Here is a 26,068-nt window from a genome sequence, read left to right on the forward strand (position 1 = left end):
TTAGCTTACTATGAGATTGTTACACATATGGGACTCGTTATTGGTTTGAACCGAATCTAAAATAGGCTTCCGCGTTGTGATAGCAGATCCCCTCAACAATAGGTCCTAGCAACTCATCATCCTCAGGCGCCTGACCCGATTCTACCCACTCGCCAAGCATATTGCATAATATGCGACGGAAATATTCATGCCTTGGATAAGAAAGGAAGCTTCGTGAATCAGTAAGCATCCCTACAAATCGGCCCAGCACCCCAATATTGGCAAGTGATTTCAACTGAGCCTGCATGCCATCAATCGTATCATTAAACCACCATGCTGAGCCAAGCTGCATTTTCCCTGGGATGCCGCCACCCTGGAAGCTGCCGATAATAGAAGCCAGCACATCATTGTCACTTGCATTGAGCGAGTACAGAATTGTACGAGGAAGGCCGCTCTTCTGCTCAATTGCACTAAGCAGCTTAACAAGCGGCTCCGCCAGCGGGCCGTCGTTAATTGAGTCAAAGCCAGTATCTGGCCCAAGCTTGGCAAACATCGCTTCGTTGTTATTTCGATGCGCTTTAATATGAAGCTGCATGGTCCAGCCCAGCTCGTTGTACAATCCTGCAAGAAAGCGCAGCGTATACGTTTTGTAAGCTGCCTCCTCCTCAACAGAAACGGGCTTTCCACTTAATGCTTTAGCGAATATAGCACTCGCCTGCTCCTCCGTTGCTTCTGCGTACATCACTTTATCAATCGCATGATCAGATAATAAGCAGTCCGTGTCATGGAAGTACTGTACCCGATCCTTGAGCGCTTTCAGCAATGTTGAATAGCTCGTAATCGAGTAGCCGCACGCTTCCTCCAGCTTAAGCAGCCACGGCAGGAACGTTGCTTGATTAATCTCGAGCGCTTTATCCGGGCGGAACGATGGACGAACCTGGAAGCCAAGATTATGCTCTTCCTTTAGTTTGCGATGATACTCAAGCGTATCGGCGGGATCGTCCGTTGTACAGACAACACGAACATTCGAGCTTCGAATTAAGCCCCGTGGTGAGAAATCAGCTTCCTTTAATCTCGCGTTAGCTTTTTCCCATATGATCGGCGCATTTTGCTCATTAATAATCTCATTGATGCCAAACAATCTTCTTAGCTCCAGGTGCGACCAATGATAAAGCGGATTGCCCAGCGTCATCGGTACAGTTTTAGCATAGGCAAGGAATCGATCATAATCGGTGACGCCCTCACCACCTGTAACATAGGCTTCATCTACTCCGTTGGCACGCATCGTACGCCACTTGTAATGATCGCCATACAGCCATACCTCAGTTAAATTGGCAAATGGCTTATCCTCATAAATCGCTTGAGGATCCAAGTGGCAGTGGTAGTCGATAATCGGCAATGACTTTGCAAACTGCTCATACAAACGGACTGCCGTATTGGAATTAAGTAAAAATTGATCGTCCATAAATGCTTTCACTGTTTCATCACCTCATTTATAGAATGTAACGAGCTCATCAACCTTGACCAGTTGCCCTGTGCGAATTGATTTGTTCGCTGCAATACCTGTTAGAATAGAACGTGCACCATCAATATGATTGGCTGCGCGATTGAATTCATCATGGACAGGAACACCGAAAATATCGTTCAGCAGCACTGGGTCGCCGCCGCCATGACCACCTTCACCTGTTTCAAACTCTACTTTATAAGGCTCGCCGAACATCGGAAATACAAGAATACTAACCCCTTTAACTGCACCCTCAAGCGCCTTATCTCCACCAGAGTTGACATAAGACTGCTCTACAATTTTCATCTCTATACGACCCTTCGTTCCGTTAAATGCAATATTGTAGCCTTCCCACGGCAAATACGCGTTTAAGGAATACGTAAGCTGAGCCTTGTTTTTATATTTCACAAGCACGCTCATCGTATCTTCAATAGAGATGCCCTCGCCAAACACGCTTTGATCACGTTTATAGCCATCCTCAGCTTCTGCATCCAGATACATCGCCTTCAAATGCTCATTTTGGTCCAGCGGTAAGGCAAATGGATCATCCTGCGCATTGGGATGCCCTGTTGCACGATCATAAAACTTTGTGACACCGCGGTTCTCTGCATTTTCACGACCATAGAACAACAGATCACCCATCGCAAATACCGTATCTGGCTGAGAGCCAATCCAGAAGTTTACGAGATCAAAGTGATGCGTTGATTTGTGAACGAGCAATCCGCCACTATTGCGCTTGTCACGATGCCATCTGCGGAAATAATCCGCACCATGCTGCGTATTAAGCAGCCATTCAAAATGGATCGATGTGACATCACCAATGATACCGCTTGCAATTAACTCACGCGCTTTCGTGTGATGCGGCGCATAGCGGTAGTTGAACGTAACACGAACCTGCTTGCCAGTGCGCTCAACCACATCCAGAATCTCTTGGCATTTCTCTTCATCCACTGTCATCGGCTTCTCAGTGATTACATCGCAGCCAAGCTCTAGTGCACGAATGATATACGTATGATGAGTACGGTCAACACTTGTTACAATGACTGCATCAGGCTTCTCAATCTCAATCATTTTATCGAACTCATCTGACTTGTATGTGCGAACGGCAGGATAATCATATTTCTCCTGCAAAAGCTTATTCGCATAATTCATTCGAGTCTGATTAATATCGCAAACCGCTAGCAGTTCTGAAGTCTCACGATATGTTGTAGCAATTGCAGAATAAAAGAATTCAGCACGACCGCCAACACCAACCTGTACATACTTCTTTTTAGCCATGAGCTTTTCTCTCCTTATACGATAAATGATATTGTGATTTCATTACCCTAAAGTTAGCACAAAATATAATCACATTCCTCGTAAATTATGTTAATATTAATAAAACATCTTATATTTTGTCTTTGTGGAGGCCTTATGAATATAAAAAGCAAGCTGCAGTATGGCAATCCGCTAGATTCATTGTATGTAGAGTATGATCGCCGAAAAGGTCATTTTTCCATGTCAAGCAGCCATATGCACAGCCACTATGAGCTCTATTATTTATTCGAGGGTCAGCGTGTGTATTTCATTAAGGACCGCTCCTACACCATACAGGCTGGCGACTTCGTCATTATTCCAAGCGATGTCGTTCATCGAACATCCGATAGCGGCATACCCGATCATGAACGAATGGTGCTGTATTTCAACGACAGCTACTTTAAACAATATGCTCCCGAGGAAGCAGAGCTTCTGCTATCCCCCTTCCACAGCTCTCGTCATATCGTAAAAATTGCACATCAAGAAAGACGCCACATGGAGCAGCAATTTTACATGATGCTGCGTGAAATTCAAGAGCAGCCTCCTGGCTATAAGCTAACCGTACAGCATACTGCAGCGAGTATGCTGATTTATGTTGCGCGCAGTATGCTCGAAAATGGGGCCACTCCAGCAGAAGACGAGCTGTCGCCAACAGAAGCGAAAATGATGGAGATTGCCCAATATATTAATGCGCATTTTCACGAGCCTCTGACACTAGAGATGCTGAGCAGCAAATTTTACTTGAGCGAAAGCTACTTAAGCCGAACGTTCAAAAAGCTTACTGGCTTCGCCTTTACGGAGTATGTCGGAATGACTAGAGTAAAGGAAGCGCAGAAGCTGCTGCGCGAAACGAACAAGCGGATCACCGATATATCAGAAGAGGTTGGCTTTGGCAGCTTCGCGCACTTTCAGAAGGTGTTCAAGGACATGACGTCATTATCACCTCGCGATTATCGCTCCCAGTTTCGCAGCAGCTTACCGAACTAACATAATATCTGTTAGCAGGAAGCAAGTTTTATAGCGAAATTAGCTGCTCGGGAGTGAGGTTTTTTTGGAAAAATAAGGTTGTTTTCATAATGTTGTGATGTTAAGCTTTTGCTATAAAGCTTCTATAATATGCACTGTAAGGGGGCGGTATGATGTTGTACATATTGTGTTAATAAAAAATGATGGGTTCTGATTCGCCTTAAAGATTATGATAAGGAGCGGAACTCAAATTGAAGTATGTAAAGGGTAATCGTATTTTTCCTGATAAATTGCTGCGGGAAATCCAAACGTATATTCAAGGTGAATATGTATACATTCCACAAATCGAAGGAGCACGTAAAAAATGGGGCGTGAAGTCGGGGCAAAGAGAACGCTTGGCCCGCAGAAACGCAGAAATTCGAGCTAGGTTCAAAAATGGAGTTGCGATTGAACAGCTTACGATGACCTATCATTTGTCTCACGAAACGATAAAGAAAATCGTCTATTCGAATAAATGTTAACTTACTGGCCCGCAGTTATTCCTACTGTCGGGCCTTTTTATGTATGTCTAAAACCTATGCAATTGTTCTATCTATATCAATGCATCCAGATCTTTCTTATACTCTACTCAAAAGCAGAAAGTGAGGAAGTATGATGAATATGCAATGGATAGATGAAATTATTAAAAAGCATAACCAAGAAGAACAAGGAAGAATTCAGTTTTCTGGAGCTATTTTAATAAGCACTAAAGGTGAAATCAACTATGAGAATAGCTGTGGATTTTCCAATCGCAGTGACAAGATTAAAAATACGACAAATACAAGATTTGGCATAGCTTCAGGCTGTAAAATCTTTACTGCAATCGCGATTTGCCAGCTTGTCGAAAAAGGACTGCTAGACTTTAACACCTCATTAGGTGACATAGGAATTGATTTGGGGCAACTTGATTCAGCAATTACCGTACATCATTTACTTGCTCACACTTCAGGTATTGCAGATTACTTCGATGAAGAATTCATGACAGACTATGAAGGTCTATGGAAAACAATGCCGATGTACACGATGACATCACCAAAGTGTTTTCTACCGATGTTTAAACATAGCCCCTCGAAGTTTGCTCCAGGAACTCAATTTTCATATAATAATGCAGGCTTCATCGTGTTAGGATTAATCGTGGAAAAACTATCTGGGCTAAGCTTCAACCATTATGTTCAAGAGCATATCTTCTTACCTTGCGGAATGCATGATTCAGGATATTTTAGTATGGATCAGCTACCTGAACGTACAGCAATCGGCTATGTAGGCAACGATGGTAACTGGAAAACGAATATATACGCTATACCAATTGTAGGCGGGCCAGATGGTAACTGGAAAACGAATATATACGCTATACCAATTGTAGGCGGGCCAGATGGTGGTGCTTATACGACGGTACATGATTTGGATAAATTTTGGAACGCACTAATGGAAAACCGACTATTATCCAAAGAGCTAACGGAGAAAATGCTATATCCCCATGCTAGGGAAAGCGAATATATCCATTATGGCTATGGAGTGTGGATGATAATCGACCATAATAAAGTTTTTAAGTTTTTCGTCATGGGAAGCGATCCTGGAGTGGTTATGCAATCCTCCTATTACCCGGCATCTAAAACACAGGCACATGTTATAGCAAATGCTAATAGCGGCGCTAGCTTTATTGCATCCCAAATTGATGCAAATCTATTTGAGTAAGCTTTTCATCAGCAATTATGTACGTGCTTCTGCTGCAAATGCTTCCGTTATTTCCCGCGCAATAAATGTCGAAGCATAGGCAGCAGAAACAGCTTACTGGCTGACTATAGAGCTTGAAACCTCAGATGACCATCTTCATCAAATCTTCATAATATATCAATCCTGCTGCGTGGCGTTCACTACATGCCAGCTGTGTTAACTTCGGGTTATACAGCTTGTCATTACCCAACTACCTCTATCCCCTCTGGCACATTATAGGTGGATTGGACTTCGCCGCTTGGCAGCAGTTCATGCCGAACGTGGATAGGGCCGTGTGGAGTCGGATAGCTGCCTTCTGCCCACTGCAGATCTCCCAAATTTGGCTTGATCTTCACTTTACCAAAGCCCGGTTCAGCAGATGAGATCCCAAGCACAAACTCAGAAAGCCATGCTGTCGGCCCAGACGCCCAGCCATGGCACAGACTATGGCGATAGCCTTGATAGCAATAGCCGCCATACGTACCATGGACGTCTACTTTATCAGGCGGTGTCAACTCGTCTATGCGAGCTGCATTTTCCAGCCAGGCGATATCAAAATCCTCCCAGAAGGTGGTCGCGCCAAGAGACAGCATGCCTCCCCAATACGATCTAATGCTGTCTATGCAGCCTTGAATATCGCCAGCAAGAGCTCTTGCTTGCAGCATATAGTAGCCATAAAAGGTAGAATAGCCGCTAGGGGCATTCGGCGCAATTACCTCTTCATTAGCGGTCTTGGCATCTATTAAACCAGCTAACGCCTGCAGCGCTGCTGCTTGTTTGCTGTATGCATGATGCGGGATATGCGCACGCAGCCTGTTCTCTAGCTGCTTGCACAACGCAACGCTTTCCTGCTCGTCAAAAATGCTGCATAACCGTGCCCCAGCCTGCATCGCTAATACGAACAAGGCATGTACGCCTGCTGTCACTCCTTCCGGGTTAGAAGAAGCTGGCCAATCCAAAAACGGTCGAAATACATCAATCGTGCCGTCCTCCGCTACTTTCGTTGAAAGCTCCTTCAGCAAGCCTGTTATATAATCTTGCTGCTCCATTAAATAAGCTAGATTTCCATGCTGCATATACCAGTCATGCTGAACAAGCAGCCACCAGATTGAATAGGTGGGCATATCCATAAACATAGGCAATGGCGAGCGATCACGCTTGAAATCCATACTGTCAGGCACCACCTCTTGCTCTCCAAAAACAGCACAAATGGTAGCAACCTCCGGATGCATGTCGCCCGTCCATACCATTCGGTCCCGTTTAATCCCATCCCATAAAAACTCCTGCATATTCAGGTGAACGGTATAGGCGCCTGTCTCCCATATTTGGTTGAGCAGAGGGTCACTGCATTGAAAGCTCCCCTTATATTCCAGATCACGGTATACAAATATCGCTTGAACCGCCTGCAGCTGCAAGGTTCCCTCACTAAGCAGATCAATCCTGACAAAGCGAAAGCCTGTTGTACCAAATTCAGTTGCGCCTAGCAAGCTGACATCTATTACACTATCACGCGCCGCATGATGATTGGTCGCATTCTGTTCTCCTCCCAATTCACTCATCGCTTCCATAGCTGATTCGCCAAATCTAACGCGGATTCTGGCATTTCGATCTGGTACCGTTCCCTCAACGACCGCAATGCGAACGCCTCCATGAAGCTCTGTGCCGTAATCCAGCAATATAGACGCAGGCACTCCCTTGTTCGTTAATAGACAAGCATTAGGTGCTTCCTTCGTAATTTGGCCACTGTTGCCCTCCAGCAGCCTTTCAGCATGCAGCACTTCGGAATACTGATTTACACCACTAGTCCATACAATGCGAGTTGGCTCCACATATGCTCTTGTCCTCGGGTCAATTGAGCTCATTCGCTGCTTGACATGATTCATCATCCTCTATCCCTCCATTGCTTATTGACTCATCAGCTTACCTATCCGGCTTAACGTGCCTCGTTTGCTCCATTCATTAAATGCGTCTAAACGTCAGCAGCCTTTAAGAACATCGTCAGCGGCATCAACTGAAGCTCTTGTATGCCCCACACAACAAGCTTGGCAATACTTAAGCCGCCTTGCTCTTGAAAATGTGTATTGTCACGAATGCCGTTGGAATAGTTGAGCCACTCTCCAGGCTCGCCCCATAGAAAGAGGGCTGTGGTACCTTCTGGTCCTAGCTGCTCGAACAGCTGTCTGCTTTTCTCAGCCAAGTCTATTAACGCTACTTGCTCTTCTGCTGCCAGCTGTCTGACCGCTTCCAAATAAGCCTTATGCGTATCAATCAGCTTGCCTGCCTGATCATAATAACGACGGTGTACTGAAGTTAGCAGGACGGGTATAGCCTTCACAGAGCGAGCGGCATCAATGTATCGCTTCAAATACTCGGGGTAGGTGGTTGTCGGATCGGTATATCTAGCCTCATCCTTTTTCTGATCGTTATGACCGAACTGAATAAATAAGAAATCTCCTTCCTTCATCTCTTCCCGAATGCGGTCAAGTCTACCTTCATCGATAAAGCTTTTCGTGCTGCGCCCACCGATCGCATGATTGGCTACTACGACATCATGCTTAAAGTAGTAGTTCAGCATTTGTCCCCAGCCTGAAAATGGAAAGTTGCCGGGAACTGGATCGGTAACCGTTGAATCTCCTGCCAAATAAATCGTGACTTGCTGCGAGGATGCCGTGATCTCCAGCGCATTTATCCGAGGCGCCAACCCGCCAAAGCTTAGCTTTAGCTTTCCATCCCTTACATTAACGCCGAATTGCTCACGGGCAAATTGCCCCGCTACTGTCTTATAATGGTTAAGGACAAGATGCTCGCCATTCGTTTTTAAAGTGGTATCGGTAGCAGCAATCGCATCGCCTATTAATAGAGATACGATATAATTGCCGTTGGGAACATCAACTATGAACGTTGCATCGAAGGGGATGCAGAAATCCCCTGTAAGCAGATCATTCGTCCGCTTTTTAACCGATACCTTTCCCAATGAAACAAAGCCGTAGCCAAGCTTGTCATCATATAATGCAGCTCTGCTAACCTTCTCATATCCTTCCTGGAAGTCCCCTTCCGGGCCAAAATCAAAACGCCATGTCATCCTGAGCTTCCCTCCTTAAACTTCTGCCTGAATGGAATTCTCTTGAAACCGCATACAAGATATGCGGGAGCTATATTGCGGAAAAAAAACCTCAAAACGATTTATATAATTATCCCTTTTACTGTAGCGGACGTATCCGTTATAATCGACTATATTAATTGCTCAATTCATGAAAAAGTTGCAATTCTTGCACTTGATATGGAGGTTAGCTATGGGCATGCATTACAATTCTTCCGGTACTATATTAGTCGATCATTATAAACGTAAAGGCTTCTATACGATGCAAAGCCATCATGCACATGATGACTATGAGCTGTATTACTTGTTCAGAGGTGAGCGTAACTTTTTTATTCGCGATCGTTCTTATCGGATTAAGCGAGGCGGCTTTGTATTCGTTGAGAAAAATGAGCTTCACAAAACGATCGATACTGAGGTGCCTGACCATGAACGGCTCGTTATTAACTTCGGAACAGCGCTGCTCGCAGACTTTCCTCTGCGTGGACGAAGCGGTGTTATTATGCTGCCGCCGCAGGATCAGTTTAAAGGAGAGGCACTTGTGCGGGAAATTATCGCCGAGGCACAAGGCAAGGCGGAAGGACGCGACATTATGCTGGAGTCGCTAATTAAGCAGCTGTTGCTGCTGCTGTTTCGAGCGCAGAAGGATCAACCTGAGATTGAGGCTGAAGCCTCCACGGTTCACAAAACCATTTCAGAGGTTGCTGCTTATGTCGGAACGCACTATCGTGATCCACTTCGACTACATGATGTCGCAAGCTTGTTTTTCATCAGTCCCTATTACTTAAGTAGAAAGTTCAAAGCATGTACGGGTTTTGGTTTTTCTGAATATGTACAGCTTGTGCGCATTCGTGAGGCACAGCGGCTGCTGCGGGAAACTGATCTGAAGATGATTGAAATCGCTGAGCAAATTGGAATTGAGGCGGTTGCCAATTTCTATAAGCTGTTTAAAGCAACAACAGGCTGCTCACCGTTGCAATATCGCAAGCGTCAGCAAGCAAACCTGATGCAGTAAATGGACGTCGTTTATTATTCCCAAACGCCTCTATTCGCGAGGGGAACGATTTCTAGCGCCGATAGCTGCTCCAAGTGCAATACCGATTGCAAGTCCCATACCAATGTTATCAATAGCAAGCCCGAAAACAATTCCTAACGCAACACCTATGGCTATACCTGAAGCTATTGACGTATTCTTTTTGTTGTTATCACTCATGAAACAACCCCCTTGTTGTCTGATCATAGCAATTTGCACTATCTCTAACAGCCTGCTAACTTACTACATCATATTACCACTATCAATTACATCAGTCATGCGCACTCCGCCTACAACCTCTAAACAAAAGGATCACAGCCTATATGTAGCTTCTCGCCAATATAGCTGTGGTCCTTTTGTAATTGCATATTATATCGATAACATTACGGCATATAAAGTTGAAGCCGCTACAACGTGACACCGTCTTTAAAAATAGCAATTTCCTTGAAGCCGTTGCGCTCATTATGCGTTTGCAGCTCACCCGATGCAAGAGCAATAAGCTGCTCCCACAGCTCGTCACTTAATTGCTCCATCGTTCGATTACTTAGAAGACGCCCCGCATTAAAATCAATCCAATTCTTTTTTCGTTCAGCCAGCTCATTATTCGTCGCTATTTTCACCGTTGGAACAGGTCCACCGAAAGGTGTTCCTCTGCCCGTTGTAAACAGTACAATATGTGCGCCTGCCGCGCTTAATGCGGTAACCGACACAAGATCATTGCCCGGCGCCTCCAGCAAGGTCAATCCTCTTTTGTCCACTCGCTCACCATAGCTAATTACGTCAGTCACGATCGCATGACCGCCTTTTTGCGTGCAGCCTAGTGATTTTTCTTCCAGCGTCGTAATGCCTCCTGCCTTATTGCCCGGTGAAGGATTTTCATAGATTTCCTGTCCATGACGAATAAAGTATTCCTTAAATCCATTAATGAGGTTAACTACGCCGCTGAACACCTCTTCGCTTGCAGCCCGCTCCATTAAAATTTGCTCTGCTCCAAACATTTCTGGAACCTCCGTCAATATCGCAGAGCCTCCAGCAGCAATTAAACGATCTGCCATTGCGCCAGCAAGCGGATTGGCTGTAATGCCAGACAGACCATCTGATCCTCCGCATTTCAAGCCAAGCTTTAAGCGGGATATCGGTACTTCCTCTCGTTTGAACGTTTCCGCATAATCTACTAATTGCTCAATTAGCTCAAGCGATTCCTCGATTTCATCCTCTGCCTGCTGAGCCTTTACGAATTTGATGCGGCGTGGATCGTACTCGCCAATGACCTGCTGAAACAGTTCAATTTGGTTGTTTTCGCAGCCCAGACCAATAACTAATATGCCAGCAGCATTCGGATGGCGTACTAAGGAAGCAAGCAGCTTCTGCGTATAGGTCAGATCATCCCCTAGCTGTGAGCAGCCGTATGGGTGTGCAAAGTGGTAGATGCCATCCACTCGACCAGCATACATCGATGAAGCTTGGCGGGCAACGATCTCACACGTTTTATTAATGCAGCCGACCGTATTGATAATCCATATTTCATTGCGAATGCCTACCTCGCCGTCCTCCCGGATGTACCCCTTAAATGTGCGATTGCGTTCGTGATCCTGTGCTTGAATCGCAGCCGCCTGCTCAAGCGCAGCAAGATTAGGCATATATTCATAGCTGAGAATGCCCTTTAATCCAGTACCCATATTATGCGTGTGCACCCATGCTCCCGTTCCAATCAAGGTGGAGGCTACACCAATGGAATAGCCGAACTTCAGCACATGCTCACCTTCAGCAATTGGTTGAACGGCGATTTTATGACCGAACGGCACATCATCAAGCAGCTCGATTGTGTTGCCTGTATCTAATGTTAATTGCTCGCCTCGGGCAAATGCGCGCAGAGCAATGATGACACTGTCCTTCTCATGCAGCCTGATCCACTCATTCATCCTTTATACTCCTCCCAACGCAGCAAAATTGCCGCTAACTGATCTGCCAAAGTTGGATAGCGATGATGCATATTGATTCCCCACAGCTGCTCCAGCTCTAATATGTGAACGACAATCTGATGCATCGAGGCAGCATCATGAACCCCCGCTTGCTTCTGCCATACTTGAGCGATGGCAGCAAGCATTGCTGGATCATCCTGGACTACATAACTATCCCGCTCGAAGGTTTTACCCACATAGCCGTCATCCGATTGCTCAACTCGGTAATAACGCAGCAAGGCGGCAAATGCTGTTGCCAGACCTTGAGGAAGCGAGGCTTCAGCATTACGCTGCAAATGAAACTCGATGGCAGGCAGCAGTCTGGTTTTGAATTTGCTTAAGCTGTTCATGGCAATGTCGGACAAGCGATGCTGGATATAAGGATTCAGGAAGCGCTGATATACCTGCTCCGCATAAGCCCGCAGCTCCTCGGCAGGATACGGCAATGCTGGAATCACTTCCTGCTCAATCGTCTGCCTAATCAGCTTGCTGGTCGGCTCGTGCTCCATTGCTGCCCGCACCTCCTGCAGACCATGCAGCAGTCCATACAGCGCCATAAACGTATGAGCACCATTCAATATGCTAACCTTGCGCTGCTGATACGGCTTGAGCTCCTCAACCCACAGTACATTGAGACCGGCCTTATGCAGCGGTAGCTCCTCCGCCAAGCTCTTATCCCCTTCAATTGCCCATAGATGATAAGGCTCAGCCGTGGTCAGCATCGGATCGCGATAGCCCCAATGCTGAAACCATGCCTCCGCCTGCTCCTGCTTCGGATAGCCGGTTACGATCCGATCTACAAGAGAATTCAGGAAATGATTATGCTCATTAACCCAGCTTATAAAGGCTTGTGGCAGCTGCCAGTCCTCGCAATATCGTAGTATGCACGCGCGCAACGTATCGCCGTTGCGCTCCAGCAGCTCGCACGGCAGTAGAATTAAACCTCGATTCGCATCCCCTTGAAAGGCTTGATATCTACGGTATAGCAGCAAGGTCAGCTTACCAGGAAAGGATACGATTGGCTCATCTTCCTTGTAGGACTCAGGCAGATAGGCCAAGCCTGCCTCGGTCGTATTCGATACAACGACTCTAAGTTCAGGCTGCTCTGCAAGTGCGAGAAATTGCTGCCAATGCTCGTACGGATCGAATGCCTGTCGGAATACACTGATTTGCTCTGTTCGCTCAATCGCCTTTCCGTTCTCAAGCCCTCTTGTTACTAGCGTATAAATTCCGTCCTGCGCGGCTAATGCCTCTATTTTCGCTTTCCCGCTTGGACGAGGCTGAACAACGGCAACAGCTCCATCATACAGACCTTGCTTGCGCGTTTCATGCAGCATCCAATCTACAAAACCTCTCAGGAAATTGCCTTCTCCAATTTGCAGTACCTTAATCGGGGCCTCCTGCAAAGCCTCAAACTGCTGCTTTTGCTCAGTATGCAGCTGGTTTTTATCGAGTACATGCAACGTCATATCGAAACATGCTCCTTCCTCTATCATGTATTTCCTTCATTATAAAAAACAAATGTAAACGTTCATATGTCTAATCATAACTTTTTTATACTCAATATTGATCTCGACTTGTCTAATTGATTATACTAAAAATAAATATCTTGCTGGTGTGAGGTTGCGATGAATCCATATCGAAAAACGTTTACGTTCGATGCCAATTTTCCATTTGAATATGTGTACCATGATGTAAGAAGCGCGCAAACGGAATTGCCAAATCATGTGCATGACTGGTATGAGCTTGTCTATATTCATAAGGGGCGAGGCACTTTTTTTATTGATCATTCCTTTTATGCAGCGGAAGCAGGCGATATTTTTTTAATACCGGGCAACACGATTCATCGTTCATTTCCACTCGAAGAGGACCCGAAGCGCTCAAGCGCCTTTTACTTTAGCGCGGCCTTCGTTCATGATACTGCGATAGGTGATGCCTTTCATTACTTGCAGCCGTTCGAAACAGCAAAGCAAAAGCAAGCATTTCGACTCCATGTACCCGATCAATATCGCGTGCAGATCACCGATCTCATTGAACAGGTGCATCAGGAATTCACGGAAGCTAAGCTTGGGTATCGCCAGGCGGTTCGGCTGCATATCCAGCACATGCTGTTATTGCTTAGCCGACATGCGGTTGAGACTTGGGGAACGCAGCAGCGACATGCCATTCCGACTATGCCGCACTGGATTGAGCATGTCCTGCTGCATATCGACTCACATTTGGAGGAGGAGCTTGGTCTTTCCACGCTTGCCCGCCACGCGGCTGTAACGCCTGCTCATTTTTCTCGTATTTTCAAGCGCTTGACCGGAATGAATGTAACCGATTATGTAACGGCCAAGCGGGTTATGCGGGCCAAGGAGCTGCTGCAGCGTGCTGATCTTAGCATGCTGGAAATTGCCGAAGGCTGCGGGTTTGGCAGTATGACGCACTTTCATCGCAAATTCAAAGCATTAACAGGGATGACCCCTGCGCAGTATAAGCGTAATGATCGAAGCTACTAGAATATGATACATCGCTTTCACCTTAATTTTTGAGCCTTAATTTTAGTAGATTATTATTATCTAATATTCTGATTTGTTATCTGATCTTTCAGTGTTGTTAATTCAGACGAGAAATTTTAATCCGGTGGAATAGATGATTTAAAAGTGAAGCTGGAAGTTTTTTTTAGGCTTTTAACCCAAGCATTGTTTCCGCGGGTGCATATGATGATTATGTCTACTCATTCTAAGGAGCGATCATATATGCGAATTTTTCCACCCCCGATAACTGGCGGGGGATTTCCAGGATTCCCGGGCGGACCTGGCGGATCTGGGGGATTTCCAGGCGGTTTTCCGGGATTCCCAGGTGGTCCTGGCGGATCTGGGGGATTTCCAGGCGGTTTTCCAGGAGTTCCAGGTGGTGCACCGGGCGGCGTTCAAGCGCCAACAGCTCCTCCACCTCAATTCGTGCCTCAAATGCAGGCCAGCACGTTTGCCGTCGACCCCGGAGCAATCAGAGGTTGCTTATTTCGCAACACTTACGTTTGGCTGAACAATGGCCAGCAATTCTGGTTTTTCCCAGTATTCGTCGGACGTACTTCCGTTGCAGGATTTAGATGGTTTGGATTCAACTGGGGCTATTTCGGCACTGATTTGAATCAGATTCGCTCGTTCACGTGCTTCTAGCCCAGCAGGCAAAAGAGAACAGCTTACCGCTGTTCTCTTTTGTATTCCATACGTAACACCCTATTCCGCTCCATCCAAGCCGTAGCCCAATCGACCAACGGACGTTGCTCCAAGAATCGGACATCAGCATTTCCGATTTTATGAACCTGCACGTTTCTTTCGATATCGTATTCCTGCCCTAATCGAATAAAATCTCCGTCATCCACAGCCTGGGTCTTGTAAGTAACCCATTCGCGCTTGCCATTAATCATCATCGCGCTGCTTTCATCAGAAAACTTCTTGTCCGGGAAATTCGCTCGCGTTTCCGCCAAGTGCAGCGACGTGTTTTTATCGTAGCCGACGCCCACCAATAAGATATAACCATTTAGATGATACAGCTTATCCAGCGGAGAGCCTTCCCCAAAAATGTTGCTTAAATCATGGTTTCTCGTTATGTGTGACGCATGTTTGCCTAATGCCGCTATGGAACGCGCAGGGTGATTGGACCTTTGTGCGCCCGGCCACTTGCGAAACATCTCAGCTACCACACCCATACCAATTGACGGGGTAACCTCTTTGTCATATGCTGGCCAGTGCTCTCTAATGGCAGGCCACCACTCTATAGGCTCCTCCCAGTGAACGCCTGTGGAGGGGTCGAGATTCTTCCATGTTTGGGATGGCATAATGAGAGTTCCTTGTTCTCCGACTATTTCAAGAAGGGCTCGTATAAACGTCTCGGCTCCGCCAACAACGAAACCAAGCTTGCTTAACGAAGTATGAACCATAATGGTTTGTCCTTCCAACAGTCCACATTCTTTAAACCTGTCGACAAGGTCTTTTTTGGTAAGGATCGCTCTTGTTTCATGCTTATTCATTTTTGGAATCTCCACCTTTTCATTTAAATACAAAACAACCCCGCTACAAGTAGCGGGGTTGTCTCTAGAAATACTAGGAAATCAGTGCCCTTAAATTACATTCCTATCTATATTATACCAATCTTTTTTTATTCGGCAATATCACGCTTTCCACCTGTCTGACGGATTCGGTTACTCTGATTGATTGCGTTTGTTGCTTCGAAACCAACGGTATATGAAAAATACCAGACACAAAAATATGATATAAACAAACGATATCCAAAGCACGTTTCGAATACTGGAAAGCAGCTGATCGCCAATCGCTGCAAAAACTAACATTACTGGTATTTTCCCGATCAAGGTAGCGGCTGCAAAGGTGCGAAATCGAATTCGACTGACAGCGGCGTAAATATTGATCAGCGCTGCTGGCACTATGGGAATCAAGCGAGCGAATAACACGGCGAAAAATGCATTTTGCTCCATAAGTGTAGTCAAGCGGTCAATGTGCCTTGATTTCCTTAATATTTGATTTGCCTTATCCTGAAATAAAACTCTTACTAAGCAAAATAGCAGCGCCGCTGCCAAAGTCGAGCTGACAACATTAATAATTCCACCCAACAACGAGCCATAGCGCGCCCCAATCACCCCAGCAACGATACCGTAAGGAAATCCCGGTACTAAACCAAGTAGCACCGCAGCTCCAAACAACAGCAGAAAATCATTACTGCTATCCTTATAAATCCACGACATTATCGCTTCTTTATATACAATAATCAATATAATCGCACTAACATATCCCGAACCAATCAGCCATTTCTTCATGTCCTGCTTATTCGCTCCTAACGGTTTATCATCGTGATGGCAAGCGCCTTCCTCTTTATGTGATTACAGGCTTCCTCAATAAAATATAGTCAGTCTTAAAATAATAGACTACTTAAAGCATACAACAAAAAAATGAGTAAGTGTTAGAGAGCTACTAGTTCTCCACGCTTACTCATTCCAATAATTCCAACTTTACCTATTGGTTTTATGTATTTTAATATTGACTACTATACCGTCCAGACCGTATAGTATATTTGGAGGTGCAGAAATGAACCGAAATTCTAGACGAGACGCTATATTGCAAGTAGCGTGCAGGCTAGTTAGAACAATGGGCGCTTCCCATCTTACGTTGGATGCTGTTGCTAGAGAAGCCGGAATTAGCAAAGGTGGGCTCTTGTATCACTTTCCGACGAAGGAAGCTCTTATTCAAGCTGCACTGGAAGATTTTCTGGACCGATTCGATTCGGACACCGATAAAGAAGCTGCCAGCAATACTGCCCTGCACAACGACTGGGCTCAAGCCTACATTATTAAAACGTTCGAGATTAGCAAGGATGATCTGGAAATGAGCTTTGGTATCTTGGCCGCTGCAGCCAATAATCCTGCTTTGCTTGAACCGATGAGGCAGCGATATTTATTATGGCAAAACCGAATGACAGCTGAATGCAGCGATCCTGTAGAAGCAACGGTCGTCAGACTTGCTGCAGATGGCTTATTCTTTTGTGAGCTTTTCGGTTTTGCACCACTTGAAGGCAAGCTGCGGGCTGATGTGCTCTCGAATTTATTGACACGCGTGGAGAGCAGAAAGCAATGAGCTTAGCTATGCTGTAATGTATAATTTCAAATTCCTCAACCTGACAACAGGAGAGACTCTCGGGTGCTCTGGCTAATAGAAAAGCCATGCATCTCGAAGGTACTCTCTTTTTTTGTACCTGCATACCGCTAAAAAGGATGTGAAAAAATGGCTCTTATTCAACGATCATCGTCAAACCGTTTCGATCCTAAAAACGGATTATATGCAGCCGTGTCTGTCGTATCTGTCAGCATTGTGCTTTTCTTATGGTGGATCGCTAGCCGTCATGAATGGATCAATCCTCTGTTTTTGCCTTCTCCAGCTGATGTCTGGGCTGCATTTATGACGATTGTCCAAGACGGCTACAAAGGAAGCAGTTTACTGGCCCATATTGGCGCAAGCCTGCAGCGGATTGCCATTGCTTTATCGCTCGTTCTTGTAACGGCTGTCCCGCTTGGCATTCTTTGCGGGAGAAGTAGACTGCTGCGGGCAATCTTTGATCCATTTATAGAATTTTATCGTCCATTACCGCCGCTTGCCTATTATTCCTTACTTGTGCTTTGGTTCGGAATCGAAGATACCTCAAAAATTGTGCTGCTGTTTCTCGGAGGCTTTGCACCGATGTTTATAGCCGCCGTTTACAGCGCAAGACGCATTCCAATCGATCGCATCAATGGAGCTAAATCATTGGGGGCAAGTCGATACAAGCTCTACCTTTTCGTCATCCTTCCTTCTTGCTTGCCAGATCTGCTGACAGGGCTTCGCACAGCTGTTGGCGTAACATATGCAACGCTGGTAGCAGCCGAAATGATCGCTGCTGTTTCCGGCATTGGCTGGATGGTGCTTGATGCAAGCAAATATTTGCGCAGTGACATTATTTATGTGGCGATCATTATTATGGGGATTATTGCAATTGGCATCGACATGGTCATCAGACAGCTTATTCAACGAGTTTCACCTTGGATTGAGCATTAAATTATGAAAGGAAGTTATTCATTATGAAGCAATATTCTATTAAGTTATCTCCGATTTTCGCAGCAATTTTATTATCGGTTATTGTTCTCATTGTTTCGGCTTGCGGGAACTCATCTACCACGACAACGAATCAGACTGATGCAGATCGCTCCACCGCTGAATCGACAGGTGATGAGCTGCCTCAAGAAATCCGAATTGGTTATCAAGTTTCTCCTAACGGCGAGCTTGTAGCAAAAGCGCTTGGCCTCGCTGAACAAAAATTCCCTAATGTTAAAATTTCATGGCTTAAATTCGATTCAGGTCGTGACGTGAATACAGCAATCGCTAGCGGAAGCATCGACTTCGGTTTAGTGGGCACGCCGCCAGGCGCTTCGGGCATATCTCAGGGCTTGCCGAACAAAATTTACTATATTCATGACGTAATTGGAGAAAGTGAAGCGCTCGTTGTTCAAGATACATCGGACATTCAATCGCTGCAAGATTTGAAGGGAAAAACGGTTGCTACGACGTATGGCTCGACATCTCATTTCAGCCTTTTGTCCGCGCTCAAGCAGGAAAGTATAAATGCCACTGACATCAAAATCATCGATATGCAAGCTCCTGATTTGCTAGCAGCTTGGCAGCGTGGCGATATTGACGGCGCTTATACATGGCAGCCTGTACAATCCAGACTTCTTGCCGAAAACGGAAGAATCATCATTACTTCCAAAGAAGTTGCCGAGAAGGGGGCATTAACAGGCGAGTTTGGCGTTGTTCATAATGACTTTATTGCCAAATACCCGAAAGCAGTCAAGCTCTATATCGAAGTGCTCGATGAAGGGACTAAATTCTACCGCGAGCAGCCTGAGCAAGCAGCTGAAGCGCTGTCTCATGAGCTTGGATTGTCTGTAGAAGAAACATTAAAGGCTATGAGCGAAATTACTGTGCTTGATGCCGCAGCCCAATCGGATCCGAAATATTTGGGTACACCTGAGGAACCAGGTCAATTCGCAGCGCTATTAAAGCAAACTGCAGATTTTCTAGTAGAACAGCAGTCAATCAAAAGCGCGCCTGAACTGAGTGTTTTTGAGGAAGCAATGCTAAATGAGCTGTATGTTGATTAACAACGCAAGCATCGCGAGTGAAGAGAAAGGCGGAAATAACGATGTACGCAACAACACATATTCCCAAAGTAATCGCTGCCGATGCTGCTGTACGTAACTCATCCGCTGCATCGCCTGGCATTCAGCTTGTCGATCTATCACTTTCCTATGGTAAGGGCAAATCCGAGTTTCAAGTTTTGCACCAGATCGAGCTGTCGCTTTCCTTGGATGAATTCATTTGTATACTTGGTCCGTCTGGATGCGGCAAGTCCTCGCTGTTGAATATTATGGCAGGGTACACCAAGCCGTCCAGCGGCTATGTTGCCATTGACGGAAACGTGCATACAAAACCGACATCACAGGTCGGCGTTGTGTTTCAGCATGCCAATCTCTTTCCTTGGCTGTCAGCAGCAGGAAATGTGGAGTTTGGATTGCGAATGGCCGGGGTTTCCAAGCAAAAACGTAAAGAGATTGCGGCTCAATATATTGAACTGGTGGGTCTTGAAGCAGCAGCGAAGCGTCTGCCTCACCAGCTGTCAGGTGGAATGAAGCAGCGTACCGCTCTAGCCAGAACTCTCGCGACAGAGCCAAGGATTGTATTGATGGACGAACCATTCAGTGCTTTGGATGCCTTGACGAGAGAAGCAATGCAGCTGCATATACGAAAAATATGGCAGCATACTCGCCGCTGTTTTTTTCTTATTACGCATGATGTAGATGAAGCGCTGCTGTTGGGACGAAGAATTATTGTCATGCATCCGAATCCGGGCAGAATTGTCCAGGATATAGCCAACCCGCTTTTTGACAGCATTAATGAATCGACTTTCCATGATGTACGCAGCAGTAAAGCGTTTATTAATATGCGCTATCAATTGCTGTCGCTTATTGCAGCAGCGAACGTTTGAAAATAAAAAGGAGTGTTAACGATATGGAGATGTTTTGGTACTTGCCCACAATGGGCGACGGAAGATATTTGGGTACTAATTATGGAGCTAAAATTACGGATCTTCATTATTTCAGACAGATTGCTCAAGCAGTCGATCGACTCGGATATACTGGAATGCTTGTACCAACTGGACATGCGTGCGAGGATGGCTGGGTTGTTGCATCAGCGCTTATTCAGGCAACAGAACGATTAAAATTTCTTGTGGCTGTTCGTCCCGGAGGGATGTCGGTGAGCATTGCAGCTAGAATGGCTGCATCGTTTTCCCGCCTGTCCTCAGGAAGATTACTTATTAATGTCGTAGCTGGCGGCGACCCTGTTGAAATGAAAGGAGACGGCATTTATCTCTCACATGGCGATCGTTATGAGGCAACTGATGAATTTCTGCAAGTATGGAAGCAGCTTATGATTGGTGAAAGTGTCACTTTCCATGGAAAACACGTTCAAGTAGAAGGAGCACGCCTACAATATCCGCCATTTGAGCAGCAGTCTCCCCCACTTTTTATCGGAGCTTCCTCTGAAGCCGGGCACGAGGTTGCAGGCAAGCATATTGACACATACTTGACCTGGGCTGAAACCCCTGCGATGGTAGCTGAGAAAGTCGCAGATGTACGAGCACGCGCACAGCGATATGGGCGTTCCATAAAAATCGGACTGCGAGTACAAATTATTGTACGGGAAACGGCAGCAGAAGCATGGGAAGCAGCACATAAGCTTATTCAGCATATTACGAACGAGGAAGTTCAAGCGGCAAAGCAAGTACTGGATCGTTTCGATTCCGTAGGACAGCGGAGAATGACCCAGCTGGTAAGGGAGCACCAGAATTCACTTGAAATTAGCCCTAATCTATGGGCAGGCATCGGGCAGGTTAGAGGCGGTGTCGGCACAGCGCTAGTCGGCAGTCCCGATGAGGTAGCAGAACGGCTGCTGGAATATTCGGCCCTTGGAATTGATACCTTTATTTTATCGGGCTACCCTCATTTAGAAGAGGCCTACCACGTTGCGGAGCTTTTGTTTCCAAAGCTGCCAGTCGAATTTTCCAAGCGACCAGCTGAAACAAAATGGGAGGCAATGGGCGAGCTAATCGCCGAAAATCGCAAGCCGACTCGATAATAACAATTACATGCACTACCGCCCTACAAGCGTGGAAGCCTCTCTCTGGCTCTTCCAACGCTTGGAAGGCGTGCACATAGCACTGTTTAACGATAGCCGTCAGCATTGGCTGGCTTCCCAGCTTCCTGTACCTCCTTTATATAGGTCCAGCAATCTGGCTGTGACCCATCAATATCGTAAACCCCATACTCTCGTGCAAGCTGATAGCTTGAGGTCGATTGCCCGTTCCACCGTACTGCATTCTGATCACCAGCCAATGCTGCTATTGCTCTGCCAACAAAGCGGGGTGATTCAGATATGATGAAGTGCGGTTCACTCTCCGTCGCATCACGCCAGTTCTCCTCCTTTACGCCAAAATGATCCAGCATCAGCTCAGAGCGCATCCATCCAGGTGTTACGGCAACAGCGGAACAGTGGTATGGGGACAGTTCATGTGCCAGTGCTTTAGCGATACGAAGGACTGAATTTTTAGCAAGATCATAAAACAAGGACAAGCGATAATGCTGATCATTGTATTCTGCCGTTCCATCTGTCATTTCGATCACAAGACCATTTGGATTTTTTATCAATAGCGGCAAGGCGTAGTGATTCGTAATGATATGCGTATCAATGGCCAATCGCAGCAGGCGCATACCTCGATCCAAGGCGTGCTCCCATACCGGTACATTCCACTCAGTTAATTTCTCGCCACCCCATATATCGTTCACGAGAAGATCCAGCCTGCCCTGTTCCTTTTCAATACGAGCAACAAGCGCTTGTACTTGTTCAGGCACAAGATGATCGACTTGAACCGCAATCCCCTTCCCACCCGCTTCATTCACCAATTCTGCCGTTTCCTCAATCGTCTCTGGACGATCGTATTCTGAACGTTGTGTACGAGTCGTACGACCTGTCACATATACGGTAGCGCCAGCAGCCCCCAGCTCTACTGCAATCCCTCTGCCTGCACCACGTGTTCCACCCGCTACTAGTGCTACTTTTCCACTTAAAGGTTTATTCATTATTCGTTCTCCCTCCGTTTGTTCTCATTCATATCCTCATTATAGTTGGGCAAATATGTCTTCTATCGTCATATTTAAACAAATCCTCATCTATGAAACCAACCTAACCGGCATAGCTATGGTTCACTTAATGAGGTGCTTGAGCCGACGGAGCTGCGCGAAAAAATAATCAGCGAGGTTAAAGCAATCGGCCGTCGATATGGACTTCAGGTACAGTGATACTTCAACGGGTTTTTCCTTTCCAATATTTGCGATAAAATGGGGAAAGTACTAGCCTGCATCGAAATTCACGGCATTGACAGGCATGACGTTCGCACAGCATAAGAAACTAGCTATTAACAAAGAAAGCAGTGAAGACAATATTTGTTCAATAGGAGTGGGTGCATTTGAGTTTCCAAGGAGTGACAGATCTAAATGAAGAGCCCTTATATTTTGCCTATAAACGAATTAGTGTACATAACCAGTTAAAAGAAACGTTTCACTCTCATCGAGGTACAGAAATTTTATTGATTCATCAAGGAAACGGAACGATGATCGTCAACAATGTCAGCTATGAAATTAGACCAGGAATGCTTTGTATCTTCCAACCTTATCAGTTGCATCATCTCCAGCTTGATTATTCTAATGATCAAACCTTCGAACGTTCGATAGCGACTTTTGAACCAACGTTGTTTGATTCTTATTTTGATAAATGGCCTGCTCTCCATGCGTTTTACAACTATATGAATGTAGGCAGACTACCATCCCCTTGCATCTATGGAATTGAAGACAATCACGACATTACGGGGTTGTTTCAAAGCATGCAGCAAAAGCTTCCTACCCTTTCAGAAGCAGAACAACTCGAAGAAATTTCACTTTTTCTCATTTTACTTTTCCGCAGCATGAAGCCAATATGGCAACAACAGCAAAAGCAACCGATACTATTCCGCACTCGTAAAAATCATCATGTTGAACAAATATTAAAATGGATTGAACAGCATTATACGAACCCCTTCCATTTGGATGAAATGGCTAAGGACCTTCACTTGTCGACTTATCATTTATCTCATATGTTTAAGGAAACGGTAGGAATTAGTATAACTGAATATATTGCTACGCGAAGAACGCATCAGGCTCTTCGACTGTTAACTACGACAGATAAACCAATTACGTGGATCGCTCAAGAAATCGGGATTACAAACTGCTCATACTTCTGCAAATTTTTCAAATCCCGTATGGGCACGACCCCCCATCAATATCGGAAAAGATGGAGGAGATAACATTAGACTACTCATTAACGATGAAGCGCCCTATCAAAAAAAAGCGCGGATAGTCTTTACTGCATCCGCGCTTTGCTACTATTCAATATGTGTCGCATTCCGTTGAGCGATCACGCTCAGCTCTGCTGCCTTGAACGCATGCTCTTGTGTCATTGCGTTCTCCGTTCGATTGATGCAATCGAGAATTAGCTGACCAAAGTAAGGATGACCCACTTGTCCAGACACATTCATGTAGTGCTCGCCTTCAGCATTAACGAGATAAACGTGGTTACCACCTTGAGCTCTACCGATATCAACATATTTTCGCAATTCGATGTACCCTTCCGTGCCAAGTATCGTTGTACGACCATCCCCCCAAGTGGAAAGTCCGTCTGGCGTAAACCAGTCTACTCTGAAATATCCTGTGGCTCCGTTATCTGCAACTAGCGTAGCATCTCCGAAATCCTCAAATTTGCCATATTGCTTATGATGATAGTTCGCCTTCTTGCTGTGAACAACTTCTGCATTCCGGGCGCCTGTGTAAAATAAAAACTGTTCAATTTGATGACTGCCAATATCGCAAAGAATTCCGCCAAATCGGTCTCTGTCAAAAAACCACTCGGGGCGATTGTTTATATTGATGCGATGCGGCCCTAAACCCAACACTTGCACGACGCGTCCAATAGCTCCCTGCTCGATTAGTTGTCCTGCATAAACTGCACTTTCCACATGAAGACGTTCGCTGTAATAAACGGCATATTTTTGCTTCGTTTCAGCAACCTTTTGCTTCGCTTGCTCCAGCTGCTCCAGTGTCGTAAGCGGTGCCTTATCCGTAAAATAGTCTTTCCCATGAGACATCACGCGAATTCCCAACGCACAACGCTCCGAAGGGATCGCAGCTCCAGCAACGAGGCGGATCGCTTCATCCTGCAAAATTTCCTGTTCCGAACGCGCAACCTTAACATCAGGAAAGCTGCGCTGGAAGGCTGCGATCTTCGCTGGATCTGGATCGTACACCCAAACCAGTTGACCTCCTGCTTCTATTAGCCCCTGACACATGCCATAAATATGCCCGTGATCAAGTCCGATTGCCGCAAATTTAAATTCTCCCGGTGAACACACCGGAGCAGGCTTCCCTTGGGGGACATAAAACATTCCGCTCTTTTTATCCATTTGAATGACTCCTTTCCTCAAGATTTCTTCCCAGTGTAATGGAGGAGTCATTAAAATTTTCAATATGACTGCTTTTTTCATAAAAGTGAGTCGCGTTTTTCAAGACCCCTTCTCTTGTATAGAATGGATCGCTTGGCTGCAGCGGAAGCTCTACACATTGTCCTGTGCTTGCTGATTTGTAAATCGCCATTATCAATTCCAAGGTATCTCGTCCATTCACACCATTAACCAGGACGTTTTCACCAGTCTCAACAGCTGTTAGCACATTATCGATTTGCCCCGTATGTCCATAATATTGCAGTTCAGGCAACTGGTCATAGTAGTGTTGAATTTTTGCTTCCAGCTCGGTATCTGGCTCAGGAAATCCATTTTGCTTGGAAACCGATGCCGTGAGCTTCCAAGGTGCGGAAACTCTCGCATTTAATCCTTGAAAAACGAGCTGCTGCTCTTCTCCGTGATGAATGACCGAGCTTGTTACCTGACCCAAAGCGCCATCTGCGTAACGCAGCATTGCAATTGAAATATCCTCTATCTCTGCATTATCATGCGCTACATTGCTCATAAACGCTTGAACCTGACTCGGACGGCCCTGCATCCACAGCAATGCATCAATATGATGTACGGCATGGTTCAAGGTTGGGCCTCCGCCTTCCTTCTCCCATGTTCCTCGCCACCACAAATCATAGTAGCAATGACCTCGCCACCAATAGGAGTCCACCTGAGCATGCAAAATTTTCCCTGCCAATCCACTGGCCAGAACAGATTTTAATTTCATCATAGGGTTAGTAAAACGGTTTTGCGCAATAACGGACACAAGCTTACCATTGTTCTGTGCCGCCTCATTGATCTCGTCGCATTCCTTTAGTGATGATGCCATCGGCTTTTCAATCAGAACATGGCTGCCTGCATTTAAAAAGTTTATCGCAATTTCCGCATGCACATATGGTGGCGTGCAAACGGATACAAGATCAATTTCTTCAAAAAGAAGCTCTTTGTAATCCTTAACAACCTTTGAATCGAGTCCATACGTTTCGACCAGCTTTTGAGCCTTTTCAGGATAAATATCACAAACAGCAACGATTTTGCATCGATCCGCGAACTGCAAATAGCCTGTAACATGAGCGGAAGAAATGGCCCCAGCACCGATAATTGCAACCTTTAACATATTCAACCCTCCAATTATTTAACCCCAATTTCCTACTTCATCTATCATCATAAAGAACTCTCCCATTTTTTTGTCCTTCTCTATTGTTATAAAAATAACGCTATATTGCGGAAAATTTAATCCCGTACTGCCAATATCCTTTAATTTTAATAGTAACAACCATGCTTTGTGAGGTTTA

24 protein-coding genes are annotated in these 26,068 nt (G+C 45.7%); 12 read left to right on the top strand and 12 right to left on the bottom strand.

What is annotated here, in order from left to right; genetic code table 11:
• Positions 1-37: 37 nt before the first annotated feature.
• Positions 38-1,456 carry a glucuronate isomerase gene (gene uxaC / locus ACFP56_RS04455; RefSeq protein ID WP_379231537.1) on the bottom strand — a complete coding sequence of 473 codons (1,419 nt, stop codon included), beginning with the start codon at positions 1,454-1,456 and terminating at the stop codon, positions 38-40.
• A gap of 12 nt (positions 1,457-1,468) precedes the next feature.
• The gene (locus ACFP56_RS04460; protein ID WP_379231539.1) at positions 1,469-2,761 is read right to left on the bottom strand and encodes a Gfo/Idh/MocA family protein; all 1,293 of its coding nucleotides are present in this window, start codon (positions 2,759-2,761) and stop codon (positions 1,469-1,471) included.
• A gap of 135 nt (positions 2,762-2,896) precedes the next feature.
• On the opposite strand from ACFP56_RS04460, the gene ACFP56_RS04465 reads away from it, so the two are divergent.
• The 3 genes from ACFP56_RS04465 to ACFP56_RS04475 all read left to right on the top strand — a co-directional run bounded on the left by ACFP56_RS04465 (position 2,897) and on the right by ACFP56_RS04475 (position 5,479).
• Positions 2,897-3,766: a helix-turn-helix domain-containing protein gene (locus tag ACFP56_RS04465; RefSeq protein ID WP_379231541.1), complete on the top strand. Its 870-nt coding sequence runs from the start codon at positions 2,897-2,899 to the stop codon at positions 3,764-3,766.
• Between the two features lie 230 nt (positions 3,767-3,996).
• Positions 3,997-4,266, top strand: a complete 270-nt coding sequence (locus ACFP56_RS04470; protein ID WP_379231543.1) for a CD3324 family protein — start codon at positions 3,997-3,999, stop codon at positions 4,264-4,266.
• 139 nt (positions 4,267-4,405) lie between these two features.
• Positions 4,406-5,479, top strand: a complete 1,074-nt coding sequence (locus tag ACFP56_RS04475; RefSeq protein ID WP_379231790.1) for a serine hydrolase domain-containing protein — start codon at positions 4,406-4,408, stop codon at positions 5,477-5,479.
• Positions 5,480-5,700: 221 nt separating this feature from the next.
• Here the strand turns inward: ACFP56_RS04475 and ACFP56_RS04480 are convergent, their stop codons facing one another.
• Positions 5,701-7,383, bottom strand: coding sequence for an alpha-L-rhamnosidase-related protein (locus tag ACFP56_RS04480; protein ID WP_379231545.1), 1,683 nt, complete (start codon positions 7,381-7,383; stop codon positions 5,701-5,703).
• 83 nt (positions 7,384-7,466) lie between these two features.
• Complete coding sequence (locus ACFP56_RS04485) at positions 7,467-8,579, bottom strand: rhamnogalacturonan acetylesterase (RefSeq protein ID WP_379231547.1); 1,113 nt, start codon at positions 8,577-8,579, stop codon at positions 7,467-7,469.
• Between the two features lie 211 nt (positions 8,580-8,790).
• Here ACFP56_RS04485 and ACFP56_RS04490 point away from each other — a divergent pair, with 211 nt between their 5' ends.
• Positions 8,791-9,609, top strand: coding sequence for a helix-turn-helix transcriptional regulator (locus ACFP56_RS04490; protein WP_379231549.1), 819 nt, complete (start codon positions 8,791-8,793; stop codon positions 9,607-9,609).
• A 30-nt stretch (positions 9,610-9,639) separates the two neighbouring features.
• On the opposite strand, the gene ACFP56_RS04495 is transcribed toward ACFP56_RS04490, so the two are convergent.
• The 3 genes from ACFP56_RS04495 to ACFP56_RS04505 form a co-directional block, all read right to left on the bottom strand.
• Entirely contained in the window at positions 9,640-9,807 is a 168-nt protein-coding gene (locus ACFP56_RS04495) for a hypothetical protein (RefSeq protein ID WP_379231551.1), read from the bottom strand.
• A 227-nt stretch (positions 9,808-10,034) separates the two neighbouring features.
• Positions 10,035-11,549, bottom strand: a complete 1,515-nt coding sequence (locus ACFP56_RS04500; protein ID WP_379231553.1) for a UxaA family hydrolase — start codon at positions 11,547-11,549, stop codon at positions 10,035-10,037.
• Positions 11,546-13,057, bottom strand: coding sequence for a tagaturonate reductase (locus ACFP56_RS04505; protein WP_379231555.1), 1,512 nt, complete (start codon positions 13,055-13,057; stop codon positions 11,546-11,548). Before ACFP56_RS04505 ends, ACFP56_RS04500 begins: the two co-directional genes overlap by 4 nt.
• Positions 13,058-13,216: 159 nt before the next feature.
• Here ACFP56_RS04505 and ACFP56_RS04510 point away from each other — a divergent pair, with 159 nt between their 5' ends.
• Together ACFP56_RS04510 and ACFP56_RS04515 are read left to right on the top strand one after the other, a co-directional pair.
• On the top strand, positions 13,217-14,089 hold the full coding sequence (locus ACFP56_RS04510; RefSeq protein ID WP_379231557.1) for an AraC family transcriptional regulator: 873 nt from the start codon (positions 13,217-13,219) through the stop codon (positions 14,087-14,089).
• A gap of 240 nt (positions 14,090-14,329) precedes the next feature.
• Positions 14,330-14,752, top strand: a complete 423-nt coding sequence (locus ACFP56_RS04515) for a collagen-like protein (RefSeq protein ID WP_379231559.1) — start codon at positions 14,330-14,332, stop codon at positions 14,750-14,752.
• A 23-nt stretch (positions 14,753-14,775) separates the two neighbouring features.
• Here the strand turns inward: ACFP56_RS04515 and ACFP56_RS04520 are convergent, their stop codons facing one another.
• Complete coding sequence (locus ACFP56_RS04520; RefSeq protein ID WP_379231561.1) at positions 14,776-15,516, bottom strand: aminoglycoside N(3)-acetyltransferase; 741 nt, start codon at positions 15,514-15,516, stop codon at positions 14,776-14,778.
• Positions 15,517-15,777: 261 nt separating this feature from the next.
• On the bottom strand, positions 15,778-16,407 hold the full coding sequence (locus ACFP56_RS04525) for a TVP38/TMEM64 family protein (protein WP_379231563.1): 630 nt from the start codon (positions 16,405-16,407) through the stop codon (positions 15,778-15,780).
• Positions 16,408-16,675: 268 nt separating this feature from the next.
• Between ACFP56_RS04525 and ACFP56_RS04530 the strand changes: the two genes are divergently transcribed.
• The 5 genes from ACFP56_RS04530 to ssuD all read left to right on the top strand — a co-directional run bounded on the left by ACFP56_RS04530 (position 16,676) and on the right by ssuD (position 21,313).
• On the top strand, positions 16,676-17,221 hold the full coding sequence (locus tag ACFP56_RS04530; protein WP_379231565.1) for a TetR/AcrR family transcriptional regulator: 546 nt from the start codon (positions 16,676-16,678) through the stop codon (positions 17,219-17,221).
• Between the two features lie 147 nt (positions 17,222-17,368).
• Entirely contained in the window at positions 17,369-18,175 is an 807-nt protein-coding gene (locus tag ACFP56_RS04535) for an ABC transporter permease subunit (RefSeq protein ID WP_379231567.1), read from the top strand.
• 23 nt (positions 18,176-18,198) lie between these two features.
• Positions 18,199-19,278, top strand: a complete 1,080-nt coding sequence (locus ACFP56_RS04540; RefSeq protein ID WP_379231569.1) for a taurine ABC transporter substrate-binding protein — start codon at positions 18,199-18,201, stop codon at positions 19,276-19,278.
• Between the two features lie 41 nt (positions 19,279-19,319).
• A complete protein-coding gene (locus tag ACFP56_RS04545) occupies positions 19,320-20,162 on the top strand; it encodes an ABC transporter ATP-binding protein (RefSeq protein ID WP_379231571.1) in 843 nt (280 codons plus the stop codon).
• Between the two features lie 23 nt (positions 20,163-20,185).
• A complete protein-coding gene (gene ssuD, locus ACFP56_RS04550; protein WP_379231573.1) occupies positions 20,186-21,313 on the top strand; it encodes an FMNH2-dependent alkanesulfonate monooxygenase in 1,128 nt (375 codons plus the stop codon).
• Between the two features lie 86 nt (positions 21,314-21,399).
• Here the strand turns inward: ssuD and ACFP56_RS04555 are convergent, their stop codons facing one another.
• The gene (locus tag ACFP56_RS04555; RefSeq protein WP_379231576.1) at positions 21,400-22,314 is read right to left on the bottom strand and encodes an SDR family oxidoreductase; all 915 of its coding nucleotides are present in this window, start codon (positions 22,312-22,314) and stop codon (positions 21,400-21,402) included.
• Between the two features lie 386 nt (positions 22,315-22,700).
• Here ACFP56_RS04555 and ACFP56_RS04560 point away from each other — a divergent pair, with 386 nt between their 5' ends.
• Positions 22,701-23,573: a helix-turn-helix domain-containing protein gene (locus tag ACFP56_RS04560; protein WP_379231578.1), complete on the top strand. Its 873-nt coding sequence runs from the start codon at positions 22,701-22,703 to the stop codon at positions 23,571-23,573.
• Between the two features lie 78 nt (positions 23,574-23,651).
• On the opposite strand, the gene ACFP56_RS04565 is transcribed toward ACFP56_RS04560, so the two are convergent.
• Positions 23,652-24,725, bottom strand: a complete 1,074-nt coding sequence (locus ACFP56_RS04565; RefSeq protein WP_379231580.1) for a Gfo/Idh/MocA family protein — start codon at positions 24,723-24,725, stop codon at positions 23,652-23,654.
• Positions 24,718-25,890: a Gfo/Idh/MocA family protein gene (locus ACFP56_RS04570; RefSeq protein ID WP_379231582.1), complete on the bottom strand. Its 1,173-nt coding sequence runs from the start codon at positions 25,888-25,890 to the stop codon at positions 24,718-24,720. The genes ACFP56_RS04565 and ACFP56_RS04570 overlap by 8 nt, the downstream gene beginning before the upstream one ends.
• Between the last annotated feature and the right edge of the window lie 178 nt (positions 25,891-26,068).

The sequence above is a fragment of the Paenibacillus septentrionalis genome (genome assembly GCF_042659865.1).
GTDB lineage: Bacteria > Bacillota > Bacilli > Paenibacillales > Paenibacillaceae > Pristimantibacillus > Pristimantibacillus septentrionalis.

What these genes read in the sequence shown, in the direction of transcription:
- ACFP56_RS04535 (WP_379231567.1), top strand. Translation starts at nt 17,369, where the DNA reads ATGGCTCTTATTCAACGATCATCGTCAAACCGTTTCGATCCTAAAAAC.
- ACFP56_RS04485 (WP_379231547.1), bottom strand. Translation starts at nt 8,579, where the DNA reads ATGACATGGCGTTTTGATTTTGGCCCGGAAGGGGACTTCCAGGAAGGA.
- ssuD (WP_379231573.1), top strand. Translation starts at nt 20,186, where the DNA reads ATGGAGATGTTTTGGTACTTGCCCACAATGGGCGACGGAAGATATTTG.
- ACFP56_RS04570 (WP_379231582.1), bottom strand. Translation starts at nt 25,890, where the DNA reads ATGTTAAAGGTTGCAATTATCGGTGCTGGGGCCATTTCTTCCGCTCAT.
- ACFP56_RS04465 (WP_379231541.1), top strand. Translation starts at nt 2,897, where the DNA reads ATGAATATAAAAAGCAAGCTGCAGTATGGCAATCCGCTAGATTCATTG.
- ACFP56_RS04540 (WP_379231569.1), top strand. Translation starts at nt 18,199, where the DNA reads ATGAAGCAATATTCTATTAAGTTATCTCCGATTTTCGCAGCAATTTTA.
- ACFP56_RS04530 (WP_379231565.1), top strand. Translation starts at nt 16,676, where the DNA reads ATGAACCGAAATTCTAGACGAGACGCTATATTGCAAGTAGCGTGCAGG.
- ACFP56_RS04515 (WP_379231559.1), top strand. Translation starts at nt 14,330, where the DNA reads ATGCGAATTTTTCCACCCCCGATAACTGGCGGGGGATTTCCAGGATTC.
- ACFP56_RS04545 (WP_379231571.1), top strand. Translation starts at nt 19,320, where the DNA reads ATGTACGCAACAACACATATTCCCAAAGTAATCGCTGCCGATGCTGCT.
- ACFP56_RS04520 (WP_379231561.1), bottom strand. Translation starts at nt 15,516, where the DNA reads ATGGTTCATACTTCGTTAAGCAAGCTTGGTTTCGTTGTTGGCGGAGCC.
- ACFP56_RS04500 (WP_379231553.1), bottom strand. Translation starts at nt 11,549, where the DNA reads ATGAATGAGTGGATCAGGCTGCATGAGAAGGACAGTGTCATCATTGCT.
- ACFP56_RS04490 (WP_379231549.1), top strand. Translation starts at nt 8,791, where the DNA reads ATGGGCATGCATTACAATTCTTCCGGTACTATATTAGTCGATCATTAT.
- ACFP56_RS04525 (WP_379231563.1), bottom strand. Translation starts at nt 16,407, where the DNA reads ATGAAGAAATGGCTGATTGGTTCGGGATATGTTAGTGCGATTATATTG.
- ACFP56_RS04505 (WP_379231555.1), bottom strand. Translation starts at nt 13,057, where the DNA reads ATGACGTTGCATGTACTCGATAAAAACCAGCTGCATACTGAGCAAAAG.
- ACFP56_RS04510 (WP_379231557.1), top strand. Translation starts at nt 13,217, where the DNA reads ATGAATCCATATCGAAAAACGTTTACGTTCGATGCCAATTTTCCATTT.
- ACFP56_RS04475 (WP_379231790.1), top strand. Translation starts at nt 4,406, where the DNA reads ATGCAATGGATAGATGAAATTATTAAAAAGCATAACCAAGAAGAACAA.
- ACFP56_RS04555 (WP_379231576.1), bottom strand. Translation starts at nt 22,314, where the DNA reads ATGAATAAACCTTTAAGTGGAAAAGTAGCACTAGTAGCGGGTGGAACA.
- ACFP56_RS04480 (WP_379231545.1), bottom strand. Translation starts at nt 7,383, where the DNA reads ATGATGAATCATGTCAAGCAGCGAATGAGCTCAATTGACCCGAGGACA.
- ACFP56_RS04565 (WP_379231580.1), bottom strand. Translation starts at nt 24,725, where the DNA reads ATGGATAAAAAGAGCGGAATGTTTTATGTCCCCCAAGGGAAGCCTGCT.
- ACFP56_RS04495 (WP_379231551.1), bottom strand. Translation starts at nt 9,807, where the DNA reads ATGAGTGATAACAACAAAAAGAATACGTCAATAGCTTCAGGTATAGCC.
- ACFP56_RS04460 (WP_379231539.1), bottom strand. Translation starts at nt 2,761, where the DNA reads ATGGCTAAAAAGAAGTATGTACAGGTTGGTGTTGGCGGTCGTGCTGAA.